This window comes from Labrys sp. Lb11, from assembly GCF_057554225.1.
Map to the genome: position 1 here is coordinate 827383 of NZ_BAAJOT010000001.1, position 22879 is coordinate 850261.

General features: G+C 67.0%; 20 protein-coding genes and 2 tRNA genes. 14 read left to right on the forward strand and 8 right to left on the reverse strand.

The window, feature by feature from the left end:
- The first annotated feature begins 100 nt into the window (after nt 1–100).
- A complete protein-coding gene (locus tag AC27L4_RS03910; RefSeq protein WP_487140635.1) occupies nt 101–1165 on the forward strand; it encodes a YeiH family protein in 1065 nt (354 codons plus the stop codon).
- Nucleotides 1162–2055: a LysR family transcriptional regulator gene (locus AC27L4_RS03915; RefSeq protein WP_487140636.1), complete on the forward strand. Its 894-nt coding sequence runs from the start codon at nt 1162–1164 to the stop codon at nt 2053–2055. The genes AC27L4_RS03910 and AC27L4_RS03915 overlap by 4 nt, the downstream gene beginning before the upstream one ends.
- Before the next feature lie 40 nt (nt 2056–2095).
- Here the strand turns inward: AC27L4_RS03915 and AC27L4_RS03920 are convergent, their stop codons facing one another.
- Nucleotides 2096–2677, reverse strand: a complete 582-nt coding sequence (locus tag AC27L4_RS03920; RefSeq protein WP_487140637.1) for a hypothetical protein — start codon at nt 2675–2677, stop codon at nt 2096–2098.
- Nucleotides 2678–2868: 191 nt separating this feature from the next.
- Here AC27L4_RS03920 and AC27L4_RS03925 point away from each other — a divergent pair, with 191 nt between their 5' ends.
- The 6 genes from AC27L4_RS03925 (at nt 2869) to AC27L4_RS03950 (ending at nt 7647) form a co-directional block, all read left to right on the forward strand.
- Nucleotides 2869–3369, forward strand: a complete 501-nt coding sequence (locus AC27L4_RS03925) for a peptide deformylase (protein ID WP_487140638.1) — start codon at nt 2869–2871, stop codon at nt 3367–3369.
- A gap of 60 nt (nt 3370–3429) precedes the next feature.
- The gene (dinB, locus tag AC27L4_RS03930; RefSeq protein WP_487140639.1) at nt 3430–4518 is read left to right on the forward strand and encodes a DNA polymerase IV; all 1089 of its coding nucleotides are present in this window, start codon (nt 3430–3432) and stop codon (nt 4516–4518) included.
- A gap of 69 nt (nt 4519–4587) precedes the next feature.
- The gene (locus tag AC27L4_RS03935) at nt 4588–5337 is read left to right on the forward strand and encodes an SDR family NAD(P)-dependent oxidoreductase (RefSeq protein ID WP_487140640.1); all 750 of its coding nucleotides are present in this window, start codon (nt 4588–4590) and stop codon (nt 5335–5337) included.
- Between the two features lie 378 nt (nt 5338–5715).
- A complete protein-coding gene (fabI, locus tag AC27L4_RS03940) occupies nt 5716–6534 on the forward strand; it encodes an enoyl-ACP reductase FabI (RefSeq protein WP_487140641.1) in 819 nt (272 codons plus the stop codon).
- Between the two features lie 75 nt (nt 6535–6609).
- Entirely contained in the window at nt 6610–7023 is a 414-nt protein-coding gene (locus AC27L4_RS03945) for a hypothetical protein (protein ID WP_487140642.1), read from the forward strand.
- A 42-nt stretch (nt 7024–7065) separates the two neighbouring features.
- Nucleotides 7066–7647 carry a histidine phosphatase family protein gene (locus tag AC27L4_RS03950; RefSeq protein ID WP_487140643.1) on the forward strand — a complete coding sequence of 194 codons (582 nt, stop codon included), beginning with the start codon at nt 7066–7068 and terminating at the stop codon, nt 7645–7647.
- Between the two features lie 28 nt (nt 7648–7675).
- On the opposite strand, the gene AC27L4_RS03955 is transcribed toward AC27L4_RS03950, so the two are convergent.
- Nucleotides 7676–8440 carry an MBL fold metallo-hydrolase gene (locus AC27L4_RS03955; protein ID WP_487140644.1) on the reverse strand — a complete coding sequence of 255 codons (765 nt, stop codon included), beginning with the start codon at nt 8438–8440 and terminating at the stop codon, nt 7676–7678.
- Here AC27L4_RS03955 and AC27L4_RS03960 point away from each other — a divergent pair.
- Together AC27L4_RS03960 and AC27L4_RS03965 are read left to right on the forward strand one after the other, a co-directional pair.
- A complete protein-coding gene (locus tag AC27L4_RS03960; RefSeq protein ID WP_487140645.1) occupies nt 8402–10060 on the forward strand; it encodes an esterase-like activity of phytase family protein in 1659 nt (552 codons plus the stop codon). The two genes, AC27L4_RS03955 and AC27L4_RS03960, sit on opposite strands and share 39 nt — an antisense overlap.
- 535 nt (nt 10061–10595) lie before the next feature.
- Nucleotides 10596–12677: a calcium-binding protein gene (locus AC27L4_RS03965; RefSeq protein WP_487140646.1), complete on the forward strand. Its 2082-nt coding sequence runs from the start codon at nt 10596–10598 to the stop codon at nt 12675–12677.
- 48 nt (nt 12678–12725) lie between these two features.
- Here AC27L4_RS03965 and xylB read toward each other — a convergent pair whose 3' ends face one another.
- The 5 genes from xylB to AC27L4_RS03990 form a co-directional block, all read right to left on the reverse strand.
- The gene (gene xylB, locus AC27L4_RS03970) at nt 12726–14180 is read right to left on the reverse strand and encodes a xylulokinase (RefSeq protein ID WP_487140647.1); all 1455 of its coding nucleotides are present in this window, start codon (nt 14178–14180) and stop codon (nt 12726–12728) included.
- Between the two features lie 137 nt (nt 14181–14317).
- Complete coding sequence (locus tag AC27L4_RS03975) at nt 14318–15106, reverse strand: ATP-binding cassette domain-containing protein (RefSeq protein WP_487140648.1); 789 nt, start codon at nt 15104–15106, stop codon at nt 14318–14320.
- Nucleotides 15103–16209, reverse strand: coding sequence for an ABC transporter permease (locus tag AC27L4_RS03980; protein ID WP_487140649.1), 1107 nt, complete (start codon nt 16207–16209; stop codon nt 15103–15105). The genes AC27L4_RS03975 and AC27L4_RS03980 overlap by 4 nt, the downstream gene beginning before the upstream one ends.
- A 176-nt stretch (nt 16210–16385) precedes the next feature.
- Nucleotides 16386–17354, reverse strand: coding sequence for a substrate-binding domain-containing protein (locus AC27L4_RS03985; RefSeq protein ID WP_487140972.1), 969 nt, complete (start codon nt 17352–17354; stop codon nt 16386–16388).
- Between the two features lie 149 nt (nt 17355–17503).
- Complete coding sequence (locus AC27L4_RS03990) at nt 17504–18754, reverse strand: ROK family transcriptional regulator (protein ID WP_487140650.1); 1251 nt, start codon at nt 18752–18754, stop codon at nt 17504–17506.
- 226 nt (nt 18755–18980) lie between these two features.
- On the opposite strand from AC27L4_RS03990, the gene AC27L4_RS03995 reads away from it, so the two are divergent.
- Both AC27L4_RS03995 and AC27L4_RS04000 read left to right on the forward strand, forming a co-directional pair.
- Nucleotides 18981–19685, forward strand: a complete 705-nt coding sequence (locus tag AC27L4_RS03995) for an SDR family NAD(P)-dependent oxidoreductase (RefSeq protein ID WP_487140651.1) — start codon at nt 18981–18983, stop codon at nt 19683–19685.
- A 52-nt stretch (nt 19686–19737) separates the two neighbouring features.
- Nucleotides 19738–20286 (forward strand): 2,4'-dihydroxyacetophenone dioxygenase family protein, encoded by a 549-nt coding sequence (locus AC27L4_RS04000; RefSeq protein WP_487140652.1) that lies wholly within the window; start codon nt 19738–19740, stop codon nt 20284–20286.
- 432 nt (nt 20287–20718) lie between these two features.
- On the opposite strand, the gene AC27L4_RS04005 is transcribed toward AC27L4_RS04000, so the two are convergent.
- A tRNA-Pro gene (locus AC27L4_RS04005) sits at nt 20719–20795 on the reverse strand.
- Between the two features lie 124 nt (nt 20796–20919).
- Here AC27L4_RS04005 and AC27L4_RS04010 point away from each other — a divergent pair.
- Both AC27L4_RS04010 and AC27L4_RS04015 read left to right on the forward strand, forming a co-directional pair.
- Nucleotides 20920–20994: transfer RNA gene (locus AC27L4_RS04010), tRNA-Gln, on the forward strand.
- A gap of 352 nt (nt 20995–21346) precedes the next feature.
- Nucleotides 21347–22873, forward strand: coding sequence for a calcium-binding protein (locus AC27L4_RS04015; RefSeq protein WP_487140653.1), 1527 nt, complete (start codon nt 21347–21349; stop codon nt 22871–22873).
- Nucleotides 22874–22879: the final 6 nt, after the last annotated feature.

Consider the following 22879-nt stretch of genomic DNA (forward strand, 5'->3'; position numbering starts at 1 on the left):
CTGTAATCAATCGATAAAAACGAACGGTTGAACAGATACAATGCGTTGGATCGATTGATCAAACCCCGCGATTGTGCGCCGACACGATGAGACACCGGCCATGAACGCACTCACCCCGACCACTTCCCCGCGGCCGCCCGCCACGATCGATGCCGCGAGCCCTGTGCCGCGTCGCGCCGGCATCTGGCCTGGTTTGGCCCTGACCGCGACGATCGCCGCGGTCGCCTATGCCTTGCGTCAGATTCCAGGCGTGTCGACCTTCAGCCCGATGATTCTGGCGATCGTCATCGGCATGCTGGTCCACAACCTGGTCGGCATGCCGGCCCGTGCCAAGCCCGGCGTCATGGTGGCGCTGCGCAAGGTGCTGCGCTTCGCCATCGTGCTCCTTGGTCTGCAACTGACGGCGCAGCAGGTCGTCGCCGTCGGAGCGAGCGGTATCGGCGTCATCGTGCTCACCCTGGCCGGCACGTTCCTGTTCACTGTCGGGTTCGGCCGGCTGCTTGGGGTCGAGCGTGGGCTCGCCGAGCTGATCGCCGCCGGCACGTCGATCTGCGGCGCTTCCGCGGTCATCGCCACCAACACGGTGACGGCTGCCCACGACGAAGATGTCGCCTATGCCGTGGCCTGTGTGACCGTGTTCGGCTCGCTCGCCATGTTCGTCTATCCGCTGCTGCCGGCGCTGCTGCATCTCGACGCGCACGCTTACGGCCTGTGGGCGGGAGCCTCGATCCACGAGATCGCCCAGGTGGTCGCCGCCGCCTTCCAGGATGGACGCGAGGCCGGGGAGTTCGGTACGGTTGCCAAGCTGTCGCGGGTGATGATGCTGGCCCCGACGGTGATCGGCCTCGGCCTGTTCGCGGCGCGACGGGCGCGTCGCGCCGGTCGGAGCGGCACCCAGGCGAGGCCGCCAATGCCCTGGTTCGTGCTCGGCTTCGTTGCGCTCGTCGGCCTCAACAGCGTGGTGGCGCTGCCGGCCGAGGCCAAGGCGGTCCTGGTCACGGCAACCGGCTTTCTGCTCGCCATGGCGCTGGCGGCGATGGGCCTGGAGACCGATATCCGCAAGCTGCGCGCCAAGGGCATCCGTCCACTGTTGCTCGGCCTGGCCGCCTTCCTGTTCGTCGCCGGCTTCAGCCTGACGCTGATCAAGATCATGGGGACGGCATGACATTGGAGCAGTTACGCATCTTCGTGGCGGTCGCCGAGCGCGAGCACGTCACGTTGGCTGCGCGTGCCCTCAATCTGACCCAGTCGGCGACGAGCGCGGCCATTGCCGCGCTCGAAGCGCGTCATGCCGCCAAGCTGTTCGATCGGGTCGGCCGACGCATCGTCCTGACGGAGGCCGGGCGCCTGTTCCTGACCGAGGCGAGAGCGGTTCTCGCCCGAGCCGCGGCGGCCGAGACGGTGCTGGCCGACCTTGCCGGCCTCAAGCGCGGCACGATCGTCCTGGCTGCCAGCCAGACCGTGGCGAACTACTGGCTGCCGCGCTTCATCCATCGTTATCGCAGGCTCCATCCCGGCATCTCTGTGAAGCTGGCGATCGGCAACACCACCACCGTCGCGGCCATGGTGCACGAGGGAGACGCCCATGTCGGCTTCGTCGAGGGCGAGGTCGACGATCCCGCGCTGTCGATCGAGCCCGTGGCCGAGGACAGGCTCATCCTGGTGGCTCCGCCGAGCCATCCGTGGGCCGGCGGCCTGTCCGACCCGGCCTCGGCCTTCCCCAAGGCCGAGTGGGTCCTGCGCGAGCCGGGGTCCGGTACCCGTTCGATCTTCGAGGCGGCGCTGCCGGACCTTGGCGTCCGCCCCGACGACCTGAGCGTCGTGCTGGAATTGCCGTCCAACGAGTCCGTCCGTGCAGCGGTCGAGGCGGGCGCCGGCGTGACGGCGCTGTCGGAACTGGTCGCGGCCGGCTCGCTGCGGGCCGGCACCCTGGCACGGATCGATGTCGAGCTGCCGCAGCGGCGCTTCTTCGCCTTGCGGCACAAGGAACGCTATGTCACCCAGGCGGAGCGCGCGTTCATTCGTCTTCTGATGCCGGAGCCGACGATCACCTGATCATTGCCGGTTGGATCCGGCCATGCGGCCTTGGCTTCGTTCAGTTTGCCGGCTTCTGCGGCTTGCCGGCCGGGACCCCGCTTGTCGCCTCGCGCCGGATCGCCTCGACGCAGGTGCCGCCGTCCAGAAGCGCGAAGCTGACCATGGCATACGGGCCGTTGTCGCCCGTGACCGGTCCCGTCACGAAGGCGCGGTTGATCGAGTCCGGCAAGGTCGAGCCGACATCGCGGCCCCATCTGTATCGTGGCGACTTGCCGAGGGCGCTCGCCCCCTTCTCGTATTTCCCGTAGAGCGTCTGCATCTGGCCAAGCAGGCCCTCGGTCTTGGCGATGACGGACTGGCTGTCGACGGCCTCGCCCTTGGTGCCGACCCGGAAATCGGCCAGGATGTTGCAGATGCCCGTCTCCTTGGATGCGCTGAGCACGTAGGCATAGGCGTCGGGATGAGGCTGCGGCGCTCTCAGGCAGACGAAGGAGCCGGGCTGCTCGGGGAACTTCATGCACCCCTCGTAGGAGAGCGGATCGCTTCCGGCCTTGAAGCCGAAGGGGGCGTCGCCGGCCGAGATTTGTCCCCCGGCCGATCCGGCCAGGGTCAACATGGCTGCCGCCAGGAAAAGCCGCATCGTCTCGATCCTCACATGGGCCATCCCGGATGTCGGCAGGCCTCAGCGGCCGACACGCTATAGTACCCTCCCAGCGAGCCGAGTTCCCGAGAGCACAGGCGTGCGAGGTGCGATTGGCATGCCGGCGCGTTCACGGACGCCGTGATGTCCGCTATCCCAGGGCGCCGGCCGGGACGGTCGAGGGGAGGACCATGACAATACGGACGATCCTGCAGTTTCCTGATCCGCGCTTGCGCGCACCGGCCGAAGCCGTCACGGCTCTCGATGCGGAGACCCGCACTCTGGCCGCCGATCTCCTCGACACCATGCGCGCGGCGCCGGGCATCGGCATCGCCGCCCCCCATATCGGGGTGGCCCGACGGCTGATCGTAATCGCACTACCCGGGGAGGAGATGGTGCGGGCCTGCGTCAACCCCGAGATCGTATGGGCCTCGGCCGAGACGGCCCGCCATGAGGAGGGGAGCATCGCCATGCCCGGCGTGAGCGAGCAGGTCGATCGCCCCGCTCGCGTGCGCGTGCGCTATCGCGACCTGGACGGTGCCGAACGGGTCGAGGAGGCGGACGGCTTGCTGGGCGTCTGCTTCCAGCATGAGATCGACCAGCTCGACGGCGTCTTCTGGATCGACCGGCTGTCGCGTCTGAAGCGCGAACGCCTTGCCAAGCGGTTTGCCAAGCTGCGGCGCCCGGACTGAGGCGAGGATGGGCGGGGTGCGGTTCTCCTTCCGTTCGACCCTGATACAATGCCCCCTGCCATGACCGAGGCCCGGATCCGCAAGATCATCCATGTCGACATGGACGCGTTCTACGCGTCGGTCGAGCAGCGCGACGACCCCGCCCTGCGCGGCCGGCCGGTGGCCGTCGGCCATGCCGCCAAGCGCGGCGTCGTCGCTGCGGCGAGCTACGAGGCACGAGCCTTCGGCGTGCGCTCGGCGATGCCCTCGGCGACGGCGCTGCGCAGATGCCCGGAACTGGTGTTCATCACGCCGCGATTCGACGTCTATCGCGCGGTTTCGCGCCAGATCCGGGCGATCCTGATCGACTATACCGAGTTGGTGGAGCCGCTCTCGCTCGACGAAGCCTATCTCGACGTGACCGCGAATCGCCGTGGCATCGCCACCGCATCGGCCACGGCGACCGAGATCCGCTCCAGGATCCTTGCGGAAACCGGGCTCACGGCCTCTGCCGGGATTTCCTACAACAAGTTCCTGGCCAAGCTCGCCTCGGACCAGCGCAAGCCCAACGGCCAGTTCGTCGTCACCCCGGCGATGGGACCGGCCTTTGTAGAAGGCCTGCCGGTCGGCCGGTTCCATGGAGTCGGGCCGGTGACGGCCGAGAGGATGAACCGGCTCGGCATTTTCACCGGGGCGGATCTGCGCCGTCAGTCCCTGGCCTTCCTGCAGCAGCATTTCGGCAAGTCCGGTCCCTGGTATCACGCCATCGCCCGCGGCGAGGATGACCGTCCCGTCGTGCCTGATCGGCCGCGCAAGTCCGCGGGGTCGGAGACCACCTTCGCCGACGACCTGACCGAGCCGGCCGAGATCGAGGCGGGGGTGGCGGCGATGGCCGACGAAGTCTGGAGCTGGTGCGAGAAGACCGGGGCCTTGGGCCGCACGGTGACCGTCAAGATCCGCTATGCCGATTTCCGGCTGGTCACCCGCAGCCGCACCCTGTCGGCCGCCATCGCTTCCCGGCAGGCTCTGCACGAGATCAGCGCCGGCCTGGTGAGGACGGTGTTTCCGCCGGTCGCCGGCATCCGGCTGCTCGGTGTGACCCTGTCGAGCTTCGACAGGCCGGATGAGCCGGGGCCGGAGCAGCTTGACCTCGGCCTGGGAGACCCATAGGACCACCAGTCGCAGCCGACAGCGTTCGGCGTGCTTGATTTTTGCGCCGCAGCAGACGACCTATCGCTGATGAGCACCACAGCCAACCACCCTCGCCGCACCATGCTCCTCACCGGCGCCTCGCGCGGCATCGGCCACGCAACGGTCAAACGCTTTTCCGCGGCAGGCTGGCGGGTTCTCACCTGCTCCCGCCACGCTTTCCCGGAGGAGTGTCCGTGGGAGGCGGGACCGGAGGACCATATCCAGGTCGATCTCGCCGATCCCAACAACACCGACGAGGCCATCGGGGAGATCAAGCGGCGTATCGACGGCGGCCACCTGCACGCCCTCGTCAACAATGCGGCAATCTCGCCCAAGGGATCGGGGGGCTCGCGTCTCGGCACGATCGAGACCAGCGTCGCCGACTGGCAATGGGTCTTCCAGGTGAACTTCTTCGCGCCGATCATGCTGGCGCGCGGCTTGATCGAGGAACTGGCGGCGGCAAAGGGCTCCGTGGTCAACGTCACCTCGATCGCCGGCAGCCGGGTGCATCCCTTCGCCGGCGCGGCCTACTCCACGTCCAAGGCAGCCCTGGCGGCGCTGACCCGCGAGATGGCTTCGGACTTTGCGCCGCGCGGCATCCGCGTTAACGCCATCGCCCCCGGCGAGATCGACACGGCGATCCTTTCCCCCGGCACAGAGAAGATCGTGGCGCAGATCCCGATGCGGCGCCTGGGCACTCCGGACGAGGTGGCCAAGACCATCTATTTCCTGTGCACCGACCAGTCCTCCTATGTGAACGGCGCCGAGATCGCCATCAACGGCGGCCAGCACGTCTGAACCACGGGACCGGCGGAGCGTTCCCGGCCCGCTCGGCGGTATGGGACGCGAGTGGGCGGTGATCGGCCCGTGGGGTGGGCAGGCGGCATCGGCAAATCCGGGAGCTTGGCCTCACGTGCGAGCCGGCGGACTGCAAGGCCGTTTCCGCACTTCCATGCCGACCAAGCTTCCGGTATTCATGCCGCTCCCTAGTGTTGTGTTTCCGACGCCCGATTCTGGTCGCTGTGTCGGAAGCACAATGCAAAGCATTGAACCAACGAGTGTTCCGGGCTGACGGTCCGGTATGGGCCGTCAGCCCGGAACACTCGGATCTGTTTGGAAACGCAGCTGCGCTGCAGTCACCCCGCTGTTTCCAGGTGCGAACATGGCAGTCACGGAATGACGACAAGCGGTTTGATGGCCGGCAAGCGCGGCCTGATCATGGGCGTGGCAAACAATCGTTCCATCGCCTGGGGCATCGCCAAGGCTTGCAAGGCGCACGGCGCCGAACTGGCGCTGACCTATCAGGGCGATGCCCTGCGTAAACGGGTCGAACCGCTGGCCGCCGAGCTCGACGCCATCGTCGCCGGCCATTGCGACGTCACCGACGGTGCGTCGATCGACGCTGTGTTCGAGACGTTGAGGGACAAATGGGGCAGGCTCGATTTCCTCGTGCATGCCATCGCCTTCTCCGACAAGGACCAGCTTGACGGCCGCTACCTCGAGACGACCGAGGACAATTTCACCAAGACCATGCTGATCAGCTGCTACTCGCTGACCGCGGTGGCCCAGCGGGCGGAGAAGCTGATGAGCGACGGCGGCTCGCTGCTGACGCTGACCTATTACGGTGCCGAGAAATGGATGCCGCACTACAACGTCATGGGCGTCGCCAAGGCCGCGCTCGAAGCCTCGGTGCGGTACCTCGCGGCCGACCTCGGACAGCAGGGCATCCGCGTCAACGCCATCTCGGCCGGGCCGATCAAGACGCTCGCCGCCTCCGGCATCGGCGACTTCCGCTACATCCTGAAGTGGAATGAATACAATGCGCCGCTGCGGCGCACCGTGACGATCGACGAGGTCGGCGAGTCGGCTGCCTATCTGTTGTCGGATATGTCGCGCGGCGTCACTGGCGAGATGCACCACGTCGATGCCGGCTACCACATCGTCGGCATGAAGAATCCCGACGCTCCGGATATCAGTGTCGCCGGCAAGGAGTGATGGCGGATCGGTACGCGGCAGCCGGCAAGGGCACCGCGCCGGAGGGGACTTCCGCAACCCGTTAGGAGAACTCTCATGACCCGGCGGATCCTGGCTCTTCTCGGTATGACAGCGGCTCTGGCGGCCGGCCCGGCCCTGGCCGAGGACCAGGTCAACTTCGAGAGCTACAAGAAGACGGTGTTTTCCGGCGGGACAATCAATCTCGATCGTTTCTACGACATCAATCCCGACTGCAGCAGCAACGAGAAGCCGGAGTTCCGCATCGTCGAGAAGCCGGCCGGAGGCAAGGCGGCCGTCATCTCCGGCACCGACTTCCCAGTCTACGGCAAGGACAATATCCGGTCCGTCTGCAACAATCGGCGCGTGCCGGGCAGGGTGCTGCGCTACACCGCCAAAGCCGACTACAAGGGCTCCGACACGGTCAGTGTCGAGATCGTGTGGCAGAATGGCGAGTTCTGGAAGCGCCTCTACGTCATCGATGTGCGCTGAGCGCCCGTTTCGATTCCTCAGTCTCCCAGCAAGCGGATCACCGTGCCTGTTCTCTATTTCATCCGCCACGGCGAGACGGACTGGAACGTCGAGGGGCGCCTGCAGGGGCAGTCCGACATTCCCCTCAACGATGTCGGCCGCGTGCAGGCCGAGGAGGCCGGGCGCAAGCTCCGCGATGCCGGCGTGAGGGCTGAGGAATTGCCCTGGCTGGTCAGTCCTTTGTCGCGCACCCGCGAAACGGCCGAGCGTGCGCGGGACGCCATCGGCCTGCACCCGACCTACTATCGCACCGACGAGCGGCTGAAGGAACTGACCTTCGGCGCTTGGGAGGGCCACACCTGGAAGGAGTTGCGGCGCGTCGACAATGCCGGCGTCGAGGCCCGCTTTGCCGACAAATGGGGCTATGTCCCGCCAGGCGGCGCCGAAAGCTATGCCATGTTGCGTGACCGCATCGGCGGCTGGCTGCCCAGCATCGATCGTGACACCATCGTCGTCAGCCACGGCGGCGTCGCTCGGGTGCTGTTCGTCATTCTCACCGGCATGGCGCCGGAGGAGGCCGCCGACGCGCCCATCTGGCAGGGCAAGCTGATCATCTACCGCGACGGGCGGGCGGACTGGATTTAGGCCGGAGTCTCCCGACAGGCCGGAGCCTTCACCCCGCCGGCGCGAATTGCCCGTTCATGGCTGCCGGGCCGTCCGTCCGCACAACGCCGCGGGCACACAAATCCTCCAGGTGCGCCAGGGTGTTCAGCGCCGCCGCGCCGAGGAGTTCCGGCCGCAGGCCTTCGTAGACGCGGGCCACGATGGCCGGAATGACGCGCTCTCCATCGTCGATCGCCCTGAGGATCGAAGCCTCGCGCATTCGCCGATGGGTGATCAGTCCACGGACGAAGGCCTGGGGAGAGGTTACCGGGCCGCCGTGTCCGGGGAAGTAGCGCCGCTCCGATCGCCGGACCAGCTTCTGCAGGGACTCCATATAGTCGCCCATGGCGCCGTCCGGCGGTGCCACGATCGAGGTCGACCAGGCCATGACATGGTCGCCTGACAAGAGCAACTCGTCCTCGGCCAGGGCGAAAGCGAGGTGGTTGGCGCAGTGGCCGGGTGTCGCCAGCGCCTGCAGCGTCCAGCCGGGGCCGGTGACCGCGTCGCCGTCGCCGAGCTCGGTCTCGGGGACGAATTCATGGTCGGCGCTGGCGTCGAGCGGATTGACTTCGCCGAGCTGTAGCGGCCGGGCGCTGCGATGCGGGCCGGCGCCGTAGGTCCTGGCGCCGGTTGCCGCCGCGACGGCCCGGGCCGCGGGTGAATGGTCCCGATGCGTGTGCGTGACGATCACCGCCTCGACGCTCTCGCCCCGCACGGCCGCCAGGAGGCGAGCGACATGGTCCGGATCGTCCGGGCCGGGATCGACGATCGCCACCCGGCCATGCCCGACGATGTAGCTGCAGGTGCCCGTGAAGGTGAACGGGCCGGCATTCGGCGCCACGATCCGGCGCAACCCGGCCGAGACCGCCTCTATCTGTCCAGCGACGGGGGGCGTGCGCTCGAAAGGGATATCGTCGTTCATACCTTCATTCCATTGCTCTCGCCGGAGGCCCGGTCGGCGTCCAAAAGCCTGTCATCGCATTGTCATCCCCGCCTCTTACCCCAAATTTGCCCGGCGCATGCAGCGCCGTCACTGCGGACGACAATGATGCGCCAGCTTCTTCTCCTCGCAACCGCGAGCCTTCTTGCTACCCCCGCCGCAGCGGAAACCGTGACCGTCCTCACGGCGCCGGCGTTGGCCGTCGGCGATTTCACCCCGCCCGTGCCCGGTGCCAAGACCTTGCATCTCACCGTCGGCTTCGGCTCGGCGCTGTTCCGCGATCCCAGGTCCACCACCGGGACGGTCTTCGGCCTCACCGACCGTGGCGCGAACTTCACCTGCGACGAGGCCAAGGACGTGCTCGGCATCGAGCCGGAGGCCGCCTGTCCGGCGGTCGAAGGTCGGAAGGCAGGCGAGGGGCGGCTTTACCCGACGCCGGCTTCCCAGACGGCGATTTACGAGGCGAAGCTCGATCCGGCTGCCGGGAGCTTCGCCGTCGTCAATACCATCGCGCTCAGGACTCCCGGCGGCAAGCCGATCTCCGGCCTGCTCAACCCGCTGAAGGTGGCCAAGACGGACAAGGGGCGCGACGGCACCGGCCAGCCACTGCAGACCGACCCCAACGCCATCGATGCCGAGGGCTTGGTGCGCCTGCCGGATGGCCGCTTCTTCATCGCCGAGGAAAACGCCACCGGCCTGGTCGAGGTGTCCGCCGACGGCGTCGTTGTGCGCCGCTTCGTTCCCGCCGGTACCGAGGCAGACTTTGCCGGCGCCGACTATCCGGTGGTGGGCAGCCTGCCGGCGATCTTCGCCAAGCGCAACTCCAACCGTGGCCTCGAATCGCTCGCCTTGTCCGACGATGGGCGCTTCCTCCACACACTGGTGCAGAACCCGCTCGCCAATCCGGACGGCAAGGCCTACAACGCTGCGGTCAACACCCGCCTGCTCAAGCTGGAGCTGGGCAAGGCCGCCGACGGCGCCACCACGCTGATGCCCGTGGCCGAATATGTCTACACCCTCGACGGCTGGCAGGCCTTCAAGGCTCTCGGCGCCACCGACGCCTCCAAGCCGTCTTCGCTGCGGATCAGCGAGATGCTGAACCTTGGCAAGGAGCACTTTGCCGTCGACGAGCGCACCGACCAGATCGCCAAGATTTTCGAGATCAGCCTGGACGGCGCTACCAACATCCTGGGCACGCGCTGGGACGATGCCGACACCAGCCCCTCCCTCGAGCAGACGACCGACCTCAAGGCAGCCGGAATCTCCCCTGTCGAGAAGACGGAGCGGCTGATCGCCTCTTCGCTCGGCAATTCGCCCTATCCCACCAAGATCGAGGGCATGACGCTCGATGCCGACGGCAACCTGGTGCTGATCAACGACAATGATTTCGGTATCGGCGGTGACGACACGCGCGTGTTGATCGTGCGGGACAGCGGCATCGGTCCGCGGTCGTAAGTAAGGCGGGTCCGGCAAGATCCCGAGCAACCGTCGCAGCCGGCATGAAGTTCGGCTGCGACGGCACAGGCTCTGCGCGCCTCGGCCGATGAGGCTTCTATAAAGGGCAGGCCGTAGGTTTTTGCTGGGACGACTGTTCCCCGGGGAACACCATCGTCGCTGCGTGGTTTTCTGACCGCCGTTGAGTTCGAGCGGCGGAGCATGATGTCGGCCGTTGCGGAACGGGTCGCCCACTATTCCTCGCCCAGCAGATCGATGCTGCGGGGCGCGATTTTCAAGGGGGAATTCAGTACAATTACGAAGACTTCCTATCGGTCAGGCGCTCCGAGGGGTAAGGATTGATGGCATCGAAATCATTGATAGAGGGAGCCTTCATCCTCTCGGATAGTTTGTTTGCATCTTTCCGGATTGGATGCTTTACTATCCATATCCAGGAGGAACGTCGAATGATCGACTTGCCTGCGATCGGGAGTTGTGATTACCACTCAGCTTTCCAGTTCGATCGATTCTGTTTCTTGATGATTGGGAGCGCAGTGTGACCACCTATACCGGCGACGACAACGCAAACACTCTCATCGGCGGCGCAGGCAATGACCGGTTCATCGGGCGCGGCGGCAACGACGTGCTCACCGGCGGCGGAGGCAGCGACGTCTTTGTCTATGATGCGCGGAATTTCGGCCGTGACACCATTACCGACTTTGGCGCCGACGACCGCATCGACGTGTCGGGCCTGGGCGTGTCCGACCTCGCCAGCCTGCTGCCGTTCATGCAGCAGGTCGGTGCCGACGTCGTGATCTCGCTGGTCTATGACGGTACGACCGAATCGATCACGCTGAAGAACGTCTCGCTCGACGACCTGACGTCGACGCGCTTCGTCTTCGCCTCCTCGACCGCGCCGCGCACGGTGAGCGGAACGGCCTATGGCGACGTGCTGTTCGGCGGCCGTGGCTCGGACACGGTTTCGGGCGGGGCCGGCAATGACAGCCTGGCCGGCGGCGCCGGCAACGACAAGCTGATCGGCGGCGCCGGCGACGATTGGCTGATGGGCGGCACGGGGGCCGACACCTTCGTCTACAACGCCCGTGAATTCGGCCGCGACACCGTCGCCGACTTCGGCGCGGGCGACAAGATCGACGTGTCGGGCCTCGGCGTGTCCGACCTCGCCAGCCTGACGCCGTTCATGAAGCAGGTCGGCCAGGACGTGGTGATCACGCTCGGCTACGACGGCTCCGCCGAGTCGATCACGATCAGGAACACGACGGTCGAATCGCTGCCCTACACGCGGTTCATCTTCAACGCCTCGACGACGGCGAAGACGGTGACGGGCACCGCCTATTCGGACGTGCTGTTCGGCGGCAAGGGCTCGGACACGGTCTCGGGCGGGGCCGGCAATGACAGCCTGGCCGGCGGCGCCGGCAACGACAAGCTGATCGGCGGCGCCGGCGACGATTGGCTGATGGGCGGCACGGGGGCCGACACCTTCGTCTACAACGCCCGTGAATTCGGCCGCGACACCGTCGCCGACTTCGGCGCGGGCGACAAGATCGACGTGTCGGGCCTGGGCGTGTCCGACCTCGCCAGCCTGACGCCGTTCATGAAGCAGGTCGGCCAGGACGTCGTGATCACGCTCGGCTACGACGGCTCCGCCGAGTCGATCACGATCAGGAACACGACGGTCGAATCGCTGCCCTACACGCGGTTCATCTTCAACGCCTCGACGACGGCGAAGACGGTGACGGGCACCGCCTATTCGGACGTGCTGTTCGGCGGCAAGGGCTCGGACACGGTCTCGGGCGGGGCCGGCAATGACAGCCTGGCCGGCGGGGCCGGCAGCGACAAGCTGATCGGCGGCGCCGGCGACGACTGGCTGATGGGCGGTTCGGGCAGCGACACCTTCGTCTACGACGCCCGTGAATTCGGCCGCGACACCATCGCCGATTTCGGCGCGGGCGACCGCATCGACGTGTCGGGCCTGGGGATATCCGACCTCGCCAGCCTGACGCCGTTCATGAAACAGGTCGGCCAGGACGTGGTGATCACACTCGGCTACGACGGCTCCAGCGAGAGCATCACGGTCAGGAACGTCCTGCTCGATGATCTGACCGCAACCCGCTTCATCTTCCGAGCCTCGACCACGGCCCAGACGGTGGACGGCACCAGCTATTCCGACGTGCTGTTCGGCGGCAAGGGAGCGGACACGATCTCGGGCGGAGCCGGCAACGACACCCTGCTCGGCGGGGCCGGCAATGATCGGCTGATCGGCGGCACGGGCGACGACCGCATGACCGGCGGCTCCGGCAGCGACACCTTCGTCTTCGACCGCGCCCCGAGTTCGGCCGGTGACGATGTCATCACCGACTTCACGCGCGGTGTCGACAAGCTGGAGATTTATGCGTCGGCTTTCGGCGGTGGTCTCGTGGCTGGCGGAACCGTCGATCTGGTCAGCGGATCGAACCCGTCCTCGGTCGGCCATTCCGGCGGCGTGTTCCTCTACAACACCACGAGCGGCAATCTCTACTACGACGCCGACGGCCAGGGGGGCGGTGCTGCCGAGCTGTTCCTGCAGCTTGCCAATCGCCCCACCCTGTCAGCCTCGGATTTCATCATCTCGGGCTGATCCGACATAATGGGAGGTCGTCCGTCCGGAGCGGCCTCCCGGCACTGCCTATTCGACGGCCGCCATGGCCGGATAGAGCTTGCGCCAGGCGTCCAGCGCCTGCGCATAGGCCTGGTGAAGTTCTGCATCCGGCTCGATGGTTTCCACCCGTTGCGGCGGCGTGCAGACGGTCTCCGGAGCCTCGCCCGTAGCCGCGAGGCGTCCGAGCCGGGCCGCGCCGAAAGCGCCTCCGGTCTCGCCTTCGGCAAGGCGATGGAGCGGGATGCCCAGCACATTCGCAAGCACTGCGATCCAGAAGCGCGAGCGCGAACCGCCGCCGATGACGTCCGCCTCGCGGATGGCGGTGCCTGCGGCGGCCAAGGCATCCCGGCAGTCGGCAAAGGCGAAGGCGACACCCTCCAGCACCGCCTGCACCAAAGCGTCGCGTCCGGTCTCATGTCCGAGGCCGGCGAACACGCCCCGAATGGCCGCGTCGTCGTGCGGTGTTCGCTCCCCGGAAAGATAGGGCAGGAAGCGGACGGGGGACGGCGCCCGCGGCCTGTCTCCCAACGGAGCCAGGAGTTCTCCCTCCCTGGCGCCGAGCACGCCTGCCGCCCAGGCCAGGCACGAGGCGGCCGACAGGATCACGCCCATCTGGTGCCAGGTTGCCGGCACGGCGTGGCAGAAGGCGTGCACGGCCCGCTCGGGATTGTGGGCGAAGCGGTCCGTGGTTGCCCAGAGCACGCCCGAAGTGCCGAGCGATACGAAGGCCGATCCAGGACGGATCGCGCCCAGGCCGACCGCGCCGGCGGCGTTGTCGCCGGCGCTGCCGGCCACCACCGGCCTCGTCGCCATGCCCCAGCGCTCTGCCAGATCGGCGCGCAACCGCCCGCCCGGGGCCGATCCTTCGACCAGGCGCGGCATTTGCGTCCGCGTCAGGCCGGTGGCCGCGAGAGCATCCTCCGACCAGTCGCGTCGGGCGACGTCGAGCCAGAGCGTGCCGGCGGCATCCGACATGTCCTCGATCGCCTCGCCCGTCAGCACGAGGCGCACATAGGCCTTGGGCAGCAACACCAGAGAGGTCCGCGCGAAGACCGCCGGTTCATGCCGGGCTACCCAGACCAGCTTCGGCGCGGTGAAGCCCGGCATCGCCTTGTTGCCGGTGACTGCGCGCAACGCCGGCCAACGCTCCTCGAGCAGACGGCATTCGGCGGCTGAGCGACCGTCGTTCCAAAGGATGCAGGGGCGCAGCGGCCTGTGGTCAGCGCCCAGCAGCGTCGCCCCATGCATATGGCCGGAGAGGCCGACGCCGGTCACCGCAGCCAGCTCGCGCGGATGGCTCGCCTTCAGGGCATCGATGGTGGCGAAGGTCGCCGCGACCCAGGCGTCCGGGTCCTGTTCCGAGAAGCCCGGCTGCGGTCGCGACACTTCCAGCGGCGCGCTGTGCGAGGCGACCACCTGCTGCACGTCGTCGACGAGCACCGTCTTGACAGCGGAGGTGCCGATATCGATGCCGAGATACATGGAAGCCTCGAAGAATTGCGTGCTTTGGGTGAAGGCCGCTTGCGGCGGCGCCGGCTTGAAGCGCCGCTGCTGCGAGTCCGCCCGGCGCGAAGGCAGGCATCGCGCCGGAAAGACCGCGGGTCAAGGCCCCGAAGCCCTCAGGCTGCGACGGCCTCCTCGGGCGGCTTCATCGCGCCCGTCATGATCGCCACCGCATCCGACATCGAATAGTCCTTCGGCCGGATGACGCAGGCTCGCCGGCCGAGCCGATGGATGTGGATGCGATCCGCCACTTCGAACACGTGCGGCATGTTGTGGCTGATCAGGACGATCGGCAGGCCCCTGCGCCGGACGTCGAGGATCAGCTCCAGCACCTTGCGCGACTCCTTCACGCCCAGCGCCGCCGTCGGCTCGTCCATGATCACCAGGCTTTTGCCGAAGGCGGCGGCCCGCGCCACGGCGACGCCCTGGCGCTGGCCGCCCGACAGCGTCTCCACCGGCTGGTTGATGTTCTGGATCGTCATCAGCCCGAGCTGGGACAGGGCCTTGCGCGCATCCGCCTGCATGCCGGTGAGATCCAGCCGCCGGAACCAGCGGCCCAGGATGCCGGGCGACCGCCTCTCCCGGCCTAGGAACAGGTTCTCCGCGATGGAGAGGGCCGGGGAGAGCGCCAGATTCTGGAACACCGTTTCGATGCCGGCCGCGCGGGCTTCCATCGGCGAGCGGAATTGGACGACCTTGCCGTCGAGCCGGATCTCGCCTTCGTCCGGCACGACGGCACCGGCGATCGCCTTGATCAGGGTGGACTTACCGGCGCCGTTGTCGCCGATCACCGCCAGGATCTCGCCCGGCATCAGGTCGAAATCGGCGTGGTCCATGGCCGTGACCCGGCCATAGCGCTTCACCAGGCCGCGGCATTGCAGAATGGGTTGCACATTGTTGGTCATGCCGAGGCCCTCCGGATCCACTGGTCGATCGCGACCGCGATGATGATGAGGCAGCCGACGGCGAATTCCTGCCACAGCACGTCGACGCCGTAGAGCGCCAGGCCGTTGCGGAACACGCCGACGATGAGGGCGCCGACCAGCGTGCCGACGATCGATCCGCGACCGCCGAACAGGCTGGTGCCGCCGATCACGACGGCGGTGATGCTGTCGAGATTGGCGGTCTGGCCCGCCTGCGGGCTGATCGAGCCGATGCGGCCGATCAGGGCCCACCCGCCGATGGCGCAGATCAGCCCGGCGAGAGCATAGACGGCAAGGAGCGTGTGGTTCGTGCGGATACCGGCCAGGCGTGCCGCCTCCTCGTCATCGCCGGTGGCATAGATATGCCGGCCGAAGGCGGTGCGGTTGAGCATGTACCAGATGAGGGCTGCGAGCAGCACCATCAGGACCGCACCGTTGGTGATGCGGGCGCCGCCGATGATCGGCCAGCTTCGGTCGAAATCGAAGGCGAGCCAGCCCGTCAGTTGCAGGAACGGCGCCACCGACGCGATGTCCTGCTGTCGGATCGTCTCGCTTTGCGAGTAGGCGAGGTTCAGGGCGCCGAAGATCAGCCAGGTGCCGAGCGTGACGATGAAGGGCGGCAGCTTCACGTAGGAGACGAGCCAGCCGTTGAGGGCGCCGCAAGCGACGCCGCACAGGAGGCCGAGAAGGAAGGTGATTTCATAGGGGACGCCGGAGACGACGGCCATGCGGCCCATCACCACCGATGACAGGACCATGATGGCTCCGACCGAGAGGTCGATGCCGGCCGTGAGCACGATCAGCGTCTGGGCGATGCCGATGATGCCGATGATGGTCACCTGCTGGAGGATCAGCGAGAAGTTGAAGGGCGTGAAGAACCGCCCGCCGACCAGGACGCTGAACAGCAGGACGCCGAGCAGCAGCACGATGAAGGGAATCGTGGTCGGATAGGAATGCAGGAAGTGCTGGAGGCGCTTCAGAGGCGTCTTGCCATGATCCTCGAAGGAGGCGACGGCGGTGGCCGCATCGGCAAGGGGCTTTTCGAAATCTGATGATCCTCGGCTGGTGGCCTCGGTGTTGCTCATGGTGGTCCCCGATCGAAACTGTGAGGGAGTGGTCGGCCGCCGTCACCTTCCGCCCACGCGACCTTGGATAGCCCTGTCGGTCGCGTGGATGACTGGTGTCCGGCCCGGGCCGGGCGATCGAGGACCGCCGCAGCCCGTCGATGATTACCGGTGCGTTGACCTTGCGTCGCTCGATCTCAGCCCCAGCACTTCTTGAGGCCTTCCTCGGTCGAGATCGAGAGAACGCCTTCGACCGGCTTGTCCGTCACCAGCACGGCGCCGGTGTCGAAGAAGTCGAGGCCCGGCGTGTTGGTCGGCTTGGTCTTCTCCTTGGCGAATTTCATGATCGCCTCCAGCCCCATCGAGGCCATCAGCAGGGGATATTGCTGGGAGGTGGCGCCGATGACGCCTTCCTTGACGTTCTTGACGCCGGGGCAGCCGCCATCGATCGAGACGATCAGCACGTCCTTCTCCCGGCCCGCGGCCTTGAGGGCCTCGTAGGCGCCGGCGGCGGCCGGCTCGTTGATGGTGTAGACGACGTTGATTGCGGGATCCTTCTGCAGAAGGTTCTCCATGGCAGTGCGGCCGCCTTCCTCGGCGCCCTTGGTCACGTCATGGCCGGCGATGCGCGGATCATCCTCGTCGCCGATCTTTTTCGGGTTCTTGATGTCGATGCCGAACCCTTTCATGAACCCCTGGTCGCGCAGATAGTCGACGGTCGGCTGGTTCGGCGCGAGGTCGAGGAAAGCGATCCTGGCGTCCTTGGCCTTGTCGCCGAGCGTGCCCTTGGCCCAGGCGCCGATCAGCTCGCCGGCCTTGAAGTTGTCGGTGGCGAAGGTGGCGTCGGCGGCGTCGATCGGGTCGAGCGGCGTATCGAGCACGATCACCAGCAGGCCGGCGTCGCGGGCCTTCTTCACAGTCGGCACGATGGCCGTGGAGTCGCTCGGCACCAGCATGAAGCCCTTGGCGCCGGCCGAGATCAGGCTCTCGATTGCCGCGACCTGCGCGTCGTTGTCGCCGTCATATTTGCCGGCAAAGCTCTGCAGTTCGACGCCGAGTTCCTTGGCCTTGGCCTCGGCGCCTTCCTTCATCTTGACGAAGAAGGGATTGGTGTTGGTCTTGGTGATCAGGCCGACGATATCGGCGGCCTGGGCCGCACCGCCCATCAGCGCAGCAAGCGCCACGCCGGCCAACACTGTCTTCAACGAGAACTTCGACATCTGGTCCTCCCTTGTCGGCGTCGTCGGCGCGACGCGCTTAGTCAACCACCGCCCGGGTTCGGCCCGGGCACCGTGGAGCATCTGGGAACGGTGGATCAGGCCATGCGGGCATGGTCGCGTCCTCCGTTCAGGCCGGATCGGCCTGCATTCGCGGCGCCGCCGGCACGAGGGGCGAAGTGGATGAACAGCGGCAGGCTGGCAGCGCCGAGGGTATGGGCGCTGGATCCGAAAGTGCCGAGGCGCAACCGGGGTGGAGTGAGGGCTTCGGGAACGGCGCGCTCGATCGCCCGCCGTAGCCGTCGCGCGACCTCGTCGAGGATGGCATCGCCGAGATCCCCGTCCAGGATAATGTTGGGCACGTCGAGCAGCGCCTGTGCCGACAGAATGGGACCGACCAGTGCGTCGACGCAGTCCTCCAGCCATTCCTCGAACCCATGGGGGCACGCGTCGATCGCGGCCGGCAGGTCGTCGAGACCGGCGGTCGACTGGCCGCAATGGCGCAGATGCCGCACCAGGGCGACAGCCGAGGCCCGGGTCAGCAGGATCTCGAGCGGCGCGTGCGGCTTCGGTGCCGAGGCCAGGCGCGATGGCGGCACAGGCATGAGAGCGATGTCGCCGGCATTGCCGGTGATGCCGCGCCGATAGTCGCCGGCGAGGATCACGCCGCCGCCGACGGCAGGGCCGATGAAGAAATAGACGAAATCGTCGCTCTCTCGCCCGAAGCCGTGAAAGAGCTCGGCGATGGCCGCGGCCGTACCGTCGTTCTCTTCGTGGACGTCGAGACCGGTCTCGTTCGCCAGAGCCGCGGCGAAGTCGAAATCGTCCCACAGGCCAAGGGAGGCGTCTTTCAGGTCGAGCTTGTCGAGCCAGGCCCCGAGGTTGAACGGACGCGCCAGGCCGATGCCGAGCACGCGGCCATCCGCTGCCTTGACCAGGGCGCCGACGTCGTGGATCACGATCGGCAACGCCTGGGCCGGCGAGGGGAGCGGCGCACGCCGGGAGCGTTTGGCGAGGAGGCGGCCGTCGAGGTCGACCAGCGCCGTCTCGATACGGTTGCGGTCGAGCCTGACGCCGATGCCGTAGGCGCCGCTTGGCTCGAGGCGGAGGATCGTCGCGGGTTGGCCCCGCCCGCCGGTGTGGCTCTTGCCGATCACCGAGACCAGGCCGAGCGCCCGGAGGTCGTTGACGATCTGGCCGACGGCCGTGTTCGTGAGGTCCGCGGCCCGGGCCAGGTCCGCCTTCGAGGCCTCGCCGAGCCGGCGCAGGCGCTGCAGCACGATGCGCTGGTGGTAATGGCGGATCTGGGCAGACGTCAGCCCGCGCCCTGCAAGCGTTGCAGATGCCATGCCGCTCCCACGTTCCCCGGACGGCGTGGAATTCATGTTCCACGCTTATTAATTCAACACCGTTCAATAAAAACGCGATCCCGACAACGTGTCAAGCCGCCCCCGCGCCGCGGTAATCCGGCCTTTCAAGCTCGCGGCGGGGCCGTTATCGTCGTCACCGGCGATGCGCGGCCCCGCCCGGGGCGCGGCGGCGACGCCGCGCAAGGCTGTCGGCGGGAGTTCGGTCATGGCGTTCGAGTTTGCCGGGAAATGCGTCCTGGTTTCCGGCGGGACCAGCGGCATCGGCGCGGCCATCGCGCGGGCGTTCGATGCGGCCGGCGCGCGCGTCGTGGCGGCGGGCCTTCCGGGCGAGGATCTGCCCGCCTCGATCGCCGTGCGCCCCCTCGACGTTCGCGACGCCACGTCCGTCGCGACGCTCGTCGGCGGTCTCGACCGTCTCGACGTTCTGGTCAATGCCGCTGGTGTCATCCGGCGTGGGGCCGAGCATGATCCGTCGGTGTTCGCCGAGGTCGTCGACATCAACCTCAACGGTGCGATGCGCGTCGCCTCGGCTTGCCGGCCGCTGCTCGCCGCCTCGCGCGGGGCGGTGGTCGGCATCGCCTCGATGCTTTCCTTCTTCGGCGGGGGCACCGTGCCTGCCTATAGCGCCAGCAAGGGCGGCATGGCGCAACTGACCAAGTCGCTGGCGATCGCCTGGGCTGCCGAGGGCGTGCGCGTCAATGCCGTGGCGCCAGGCTGGATCGACACGCCGCTGACCCGTCCCCTGATCGAGGACGCCGCGCGCAACGCTGCTATCCTTGCGCGCACGCCGCTCGGTCGCTGGGGCAGGCCGGAAGACGTTGCCGGGCCTGTGCTGTTCCTGTGTTCTCCGGCCGCGGCCTTCGTCACCGGCGTGGTGCTGCCGGTCGACGGCGGCTATCTCGTGACCTGAGAGAGCGGGCCGCCGCGCGATGCGGGCCGGACCGATGCGAGAGGAGACCGTCATGAGCACAGCCCCGGTTGCCGCACCGGATCGCGGCCTGGACCAGAGTCGCATGCCCTATCAGCTGCCGATGCCCAAGGACGCGGCGGTCGAGATCGTCGTGCCGCGCGTCCTGCCGGAGGATGAGCGCGTCTGGGTGCCGCAGATGGAGAATGTCTGGTTCCGGCCTCTTTGCCTGCATGTCGGGCAGGGCTATTGGGTCAACCTCCTGCGGGTGCGGAAGTCGGGCGTGCTGTCGCGCCACCGCCATCCCGCGCCGGTGCACGGTCATGTGCTGAAGGGGCGCTGGCACTATCTCGAACATGGCTGGGTGGCCGATACCGGCTCCTATGTGTTCGAGCCGCCGGGCGAGACCCACACGCTGGTCGTGCCGGACGACTGTCCGGAGATGATCACCCTGTTCCACATCACCGGCGCCATGATCTATGTCGACCCCTGGGGCAAGGTGACCGGTTTCGAGGACGTCTTCTCCAAGATCGACATGTGCCGGGCCCATTACGAGAGCGCCGGCCTCGGCGCCGGCTATGTCGACCAGTTCATACGCGGCTGAGGCGGAGCGCCCGCCTGCCTGTGCTTTCGCGCTGGAAGCTTGACTGTCCCATGATGGGAAGGCGGGGCCGGTCGTCGCTTCGTATCGACGAGGCGATCGGCACCAACGGCGACGCGCGCCGGCGTCGCGGCCACGCGGGACACGGAGCCGGCGTGACGGTTCGCCAGCCTCGACGACGAAGTGACGCCGCATATCCTGCGCCACACCTGCGTGACATGGATCATGCAGCACACCGGCGATGCCTGGGAGGCCGCAGGCTTCGCAGGGATGACCGTAGACATGGTACAGCGTGCCTATGGGCATCACAGCCCCGATCATCTGCGGCGCGCCACGGCGGCCCTTTCCGGCCGTTACAGCACCGGCAGCGACACCGGAAGGAGGTAATGATGATCTCGGGAAATTCACAACCCGTTGTCCGGGCTGTTGAAAGACTGGTCGGAGTGGCAGGATTCGAACCTGCGACCCCCACGTCCCGAACGTGGTGCTCTACCAGGCTGAGCCACACTCCGCCGCCAGTCGTGGCGGGTCTATAGCGGCATCCCGTCCCGGCCGCAAGCGCCGCGGCGGGGAAAATGCAAAAAGGCCCTCCCGTCTTGCAGCCGGTGGCCGAACGGTCTATTCACCCGCCCGCATTGGGGCGTCGCCAAGCGGTAAGGCAGCGGATTTTGATTCCGCCATTCGGAGGTTCGAGTCCTCCCGCCCCAGCCAAAAAGTGTTGATCCGTCAACACTTGACCAATTGGACATCTCCGACAGGCCGGAACGGGCAGTGGACTGCCGACGCACAAGTGCCGGCGCAACTCGGTCCGCGTGCCCCATCGATTCGCGCATCGTGTCAATCGGGCACCCACCGATATCCGGCTTGCTGGCGTGTTCAAGCCCCGATAGCGGCTCGGCCGCCGGATCCGTGAGGCGAAAACAGCAATGCCCCGCCCGCCGGTGAGGGCGGGCGGGGGCATTGTTCGGAGAAGGGAGCCTTCCCTACCGTTTCCCGATTGATTCGGTCAGACAAAACCTCTCTTGTGCGGGAGCGGAGCGGACGAGTCGAAGAGGAAACAACAATGACGACAATACCGGCCAATGTCATGGAGCTGGAATGGGACGCCGCCAGGACGACCGGCTCGGTCGGCGGCGAGATCGAGGATTTCGAGGGGATAGGATGGGTCCGCCTCGATGTGACCGCGGGAACGACCTACCATCTCTATGCCGGCACGAAGGGATTCCTCGGCTCCGAGCCTGTCTTCGCCATTTTTGATTCGGCCGGTGCATTGCTGATGGACGGCACGTCCGACTACACCGCCACGGGCACCTACACGCCGACGGAGACCGGCTCCGTCTATGTCGCCATCGCCAATTTCAGCGGCCTGGCCGGCCCCTACGACCTCTACGTCTCGACCCTTGCCGGGACGGACGTGCTTCTGGATGATTCGGACGACAATTATCTGTCGGTCGGCGACGAGCGGGTGTTCGGATCCGGCGGCAACGATGTCATCACGCTCGGCGATTCGGGTATCGAGGCGATCGGCGGGACGGGCAATGACACCTTGACCGGCAATGATCTGGGCAACCGGCTCGTCGGCGGCCAGGGGGACGATTTCATTCTGGCCGGGGCCGGCAACGACGTCATCTGGGGCAATGCCGGCGTCGACACCATCGTCGATCCGGACGGTGGTGACGATGTGATCTTCGGCGGCGACGGCGCCGACCGCATCCTCGACATGGCGGGCAGCAACATCATCCATGGCGGCAACGGCGCCGATTTCATCACGGTGTACGGCCCTGGCAGCACGCTGTTCGGTGATGCCGGCAATGATGCCCTCTTCGGCGGCGAGGGGAGGGACAAGCTGGTCGGCGGCACCGGCATCGACAAGCTCTATGGCGGGGACGGCAACGACCTCTATTATGTCGATAACGTCGACGACCAGGTGTTCGAGTATGACGGCGAGGGCACGGACACGGTCTATGCCGTGGTCAGCTACGCGCTGCCGGACCGGATCGACGATTGCGGCTGTCCCTCGGGCATGGTCGAGCGCCTGACCCTGATCGGCACCGGAAATATTTCGGGAACCGGCAACGGACTGGACAACATCCTGACCGGCAATGGCGGCGACAACATCCTCGATGGCGCCGACGGCCTGGACGTGCTGAACGGCGGGCTCGGCAATGACCGGCTGATCGGCGGCGCCGGCAATGACAGGCTCAACGGCGGTGACGGCGACGACGCGCTCATCGGCGGCATGGGCGGCGAGAGGCTGAGCGGTGGCGCGGGAGCCGACACGTTCCTCTACACTGCCGTGGCCGAGAGCATCGTTTCCAGCACGAACCGCGACCTGATCCTCGATTTCAACGCGGCGGAGGGCGACAGAATCGACCTGTCGGCGATCGATGCCGATACGCTGACGGCCGGCGACCAGGCCTTCACCTTCATCGGTGCCGCCAGCTTCACGCGCCATGCCGGCGAACTGCGCTATGCGGTCGTCGACGGCTATCTCTATCTCTATGGCGATGTCGACGGTGACGTGCGGGCCGATTTCTCGGTGCGGGTCGATCATGTGACGTCGATGCAGGCGAGCGACTTCATCCTGTAGGGATGG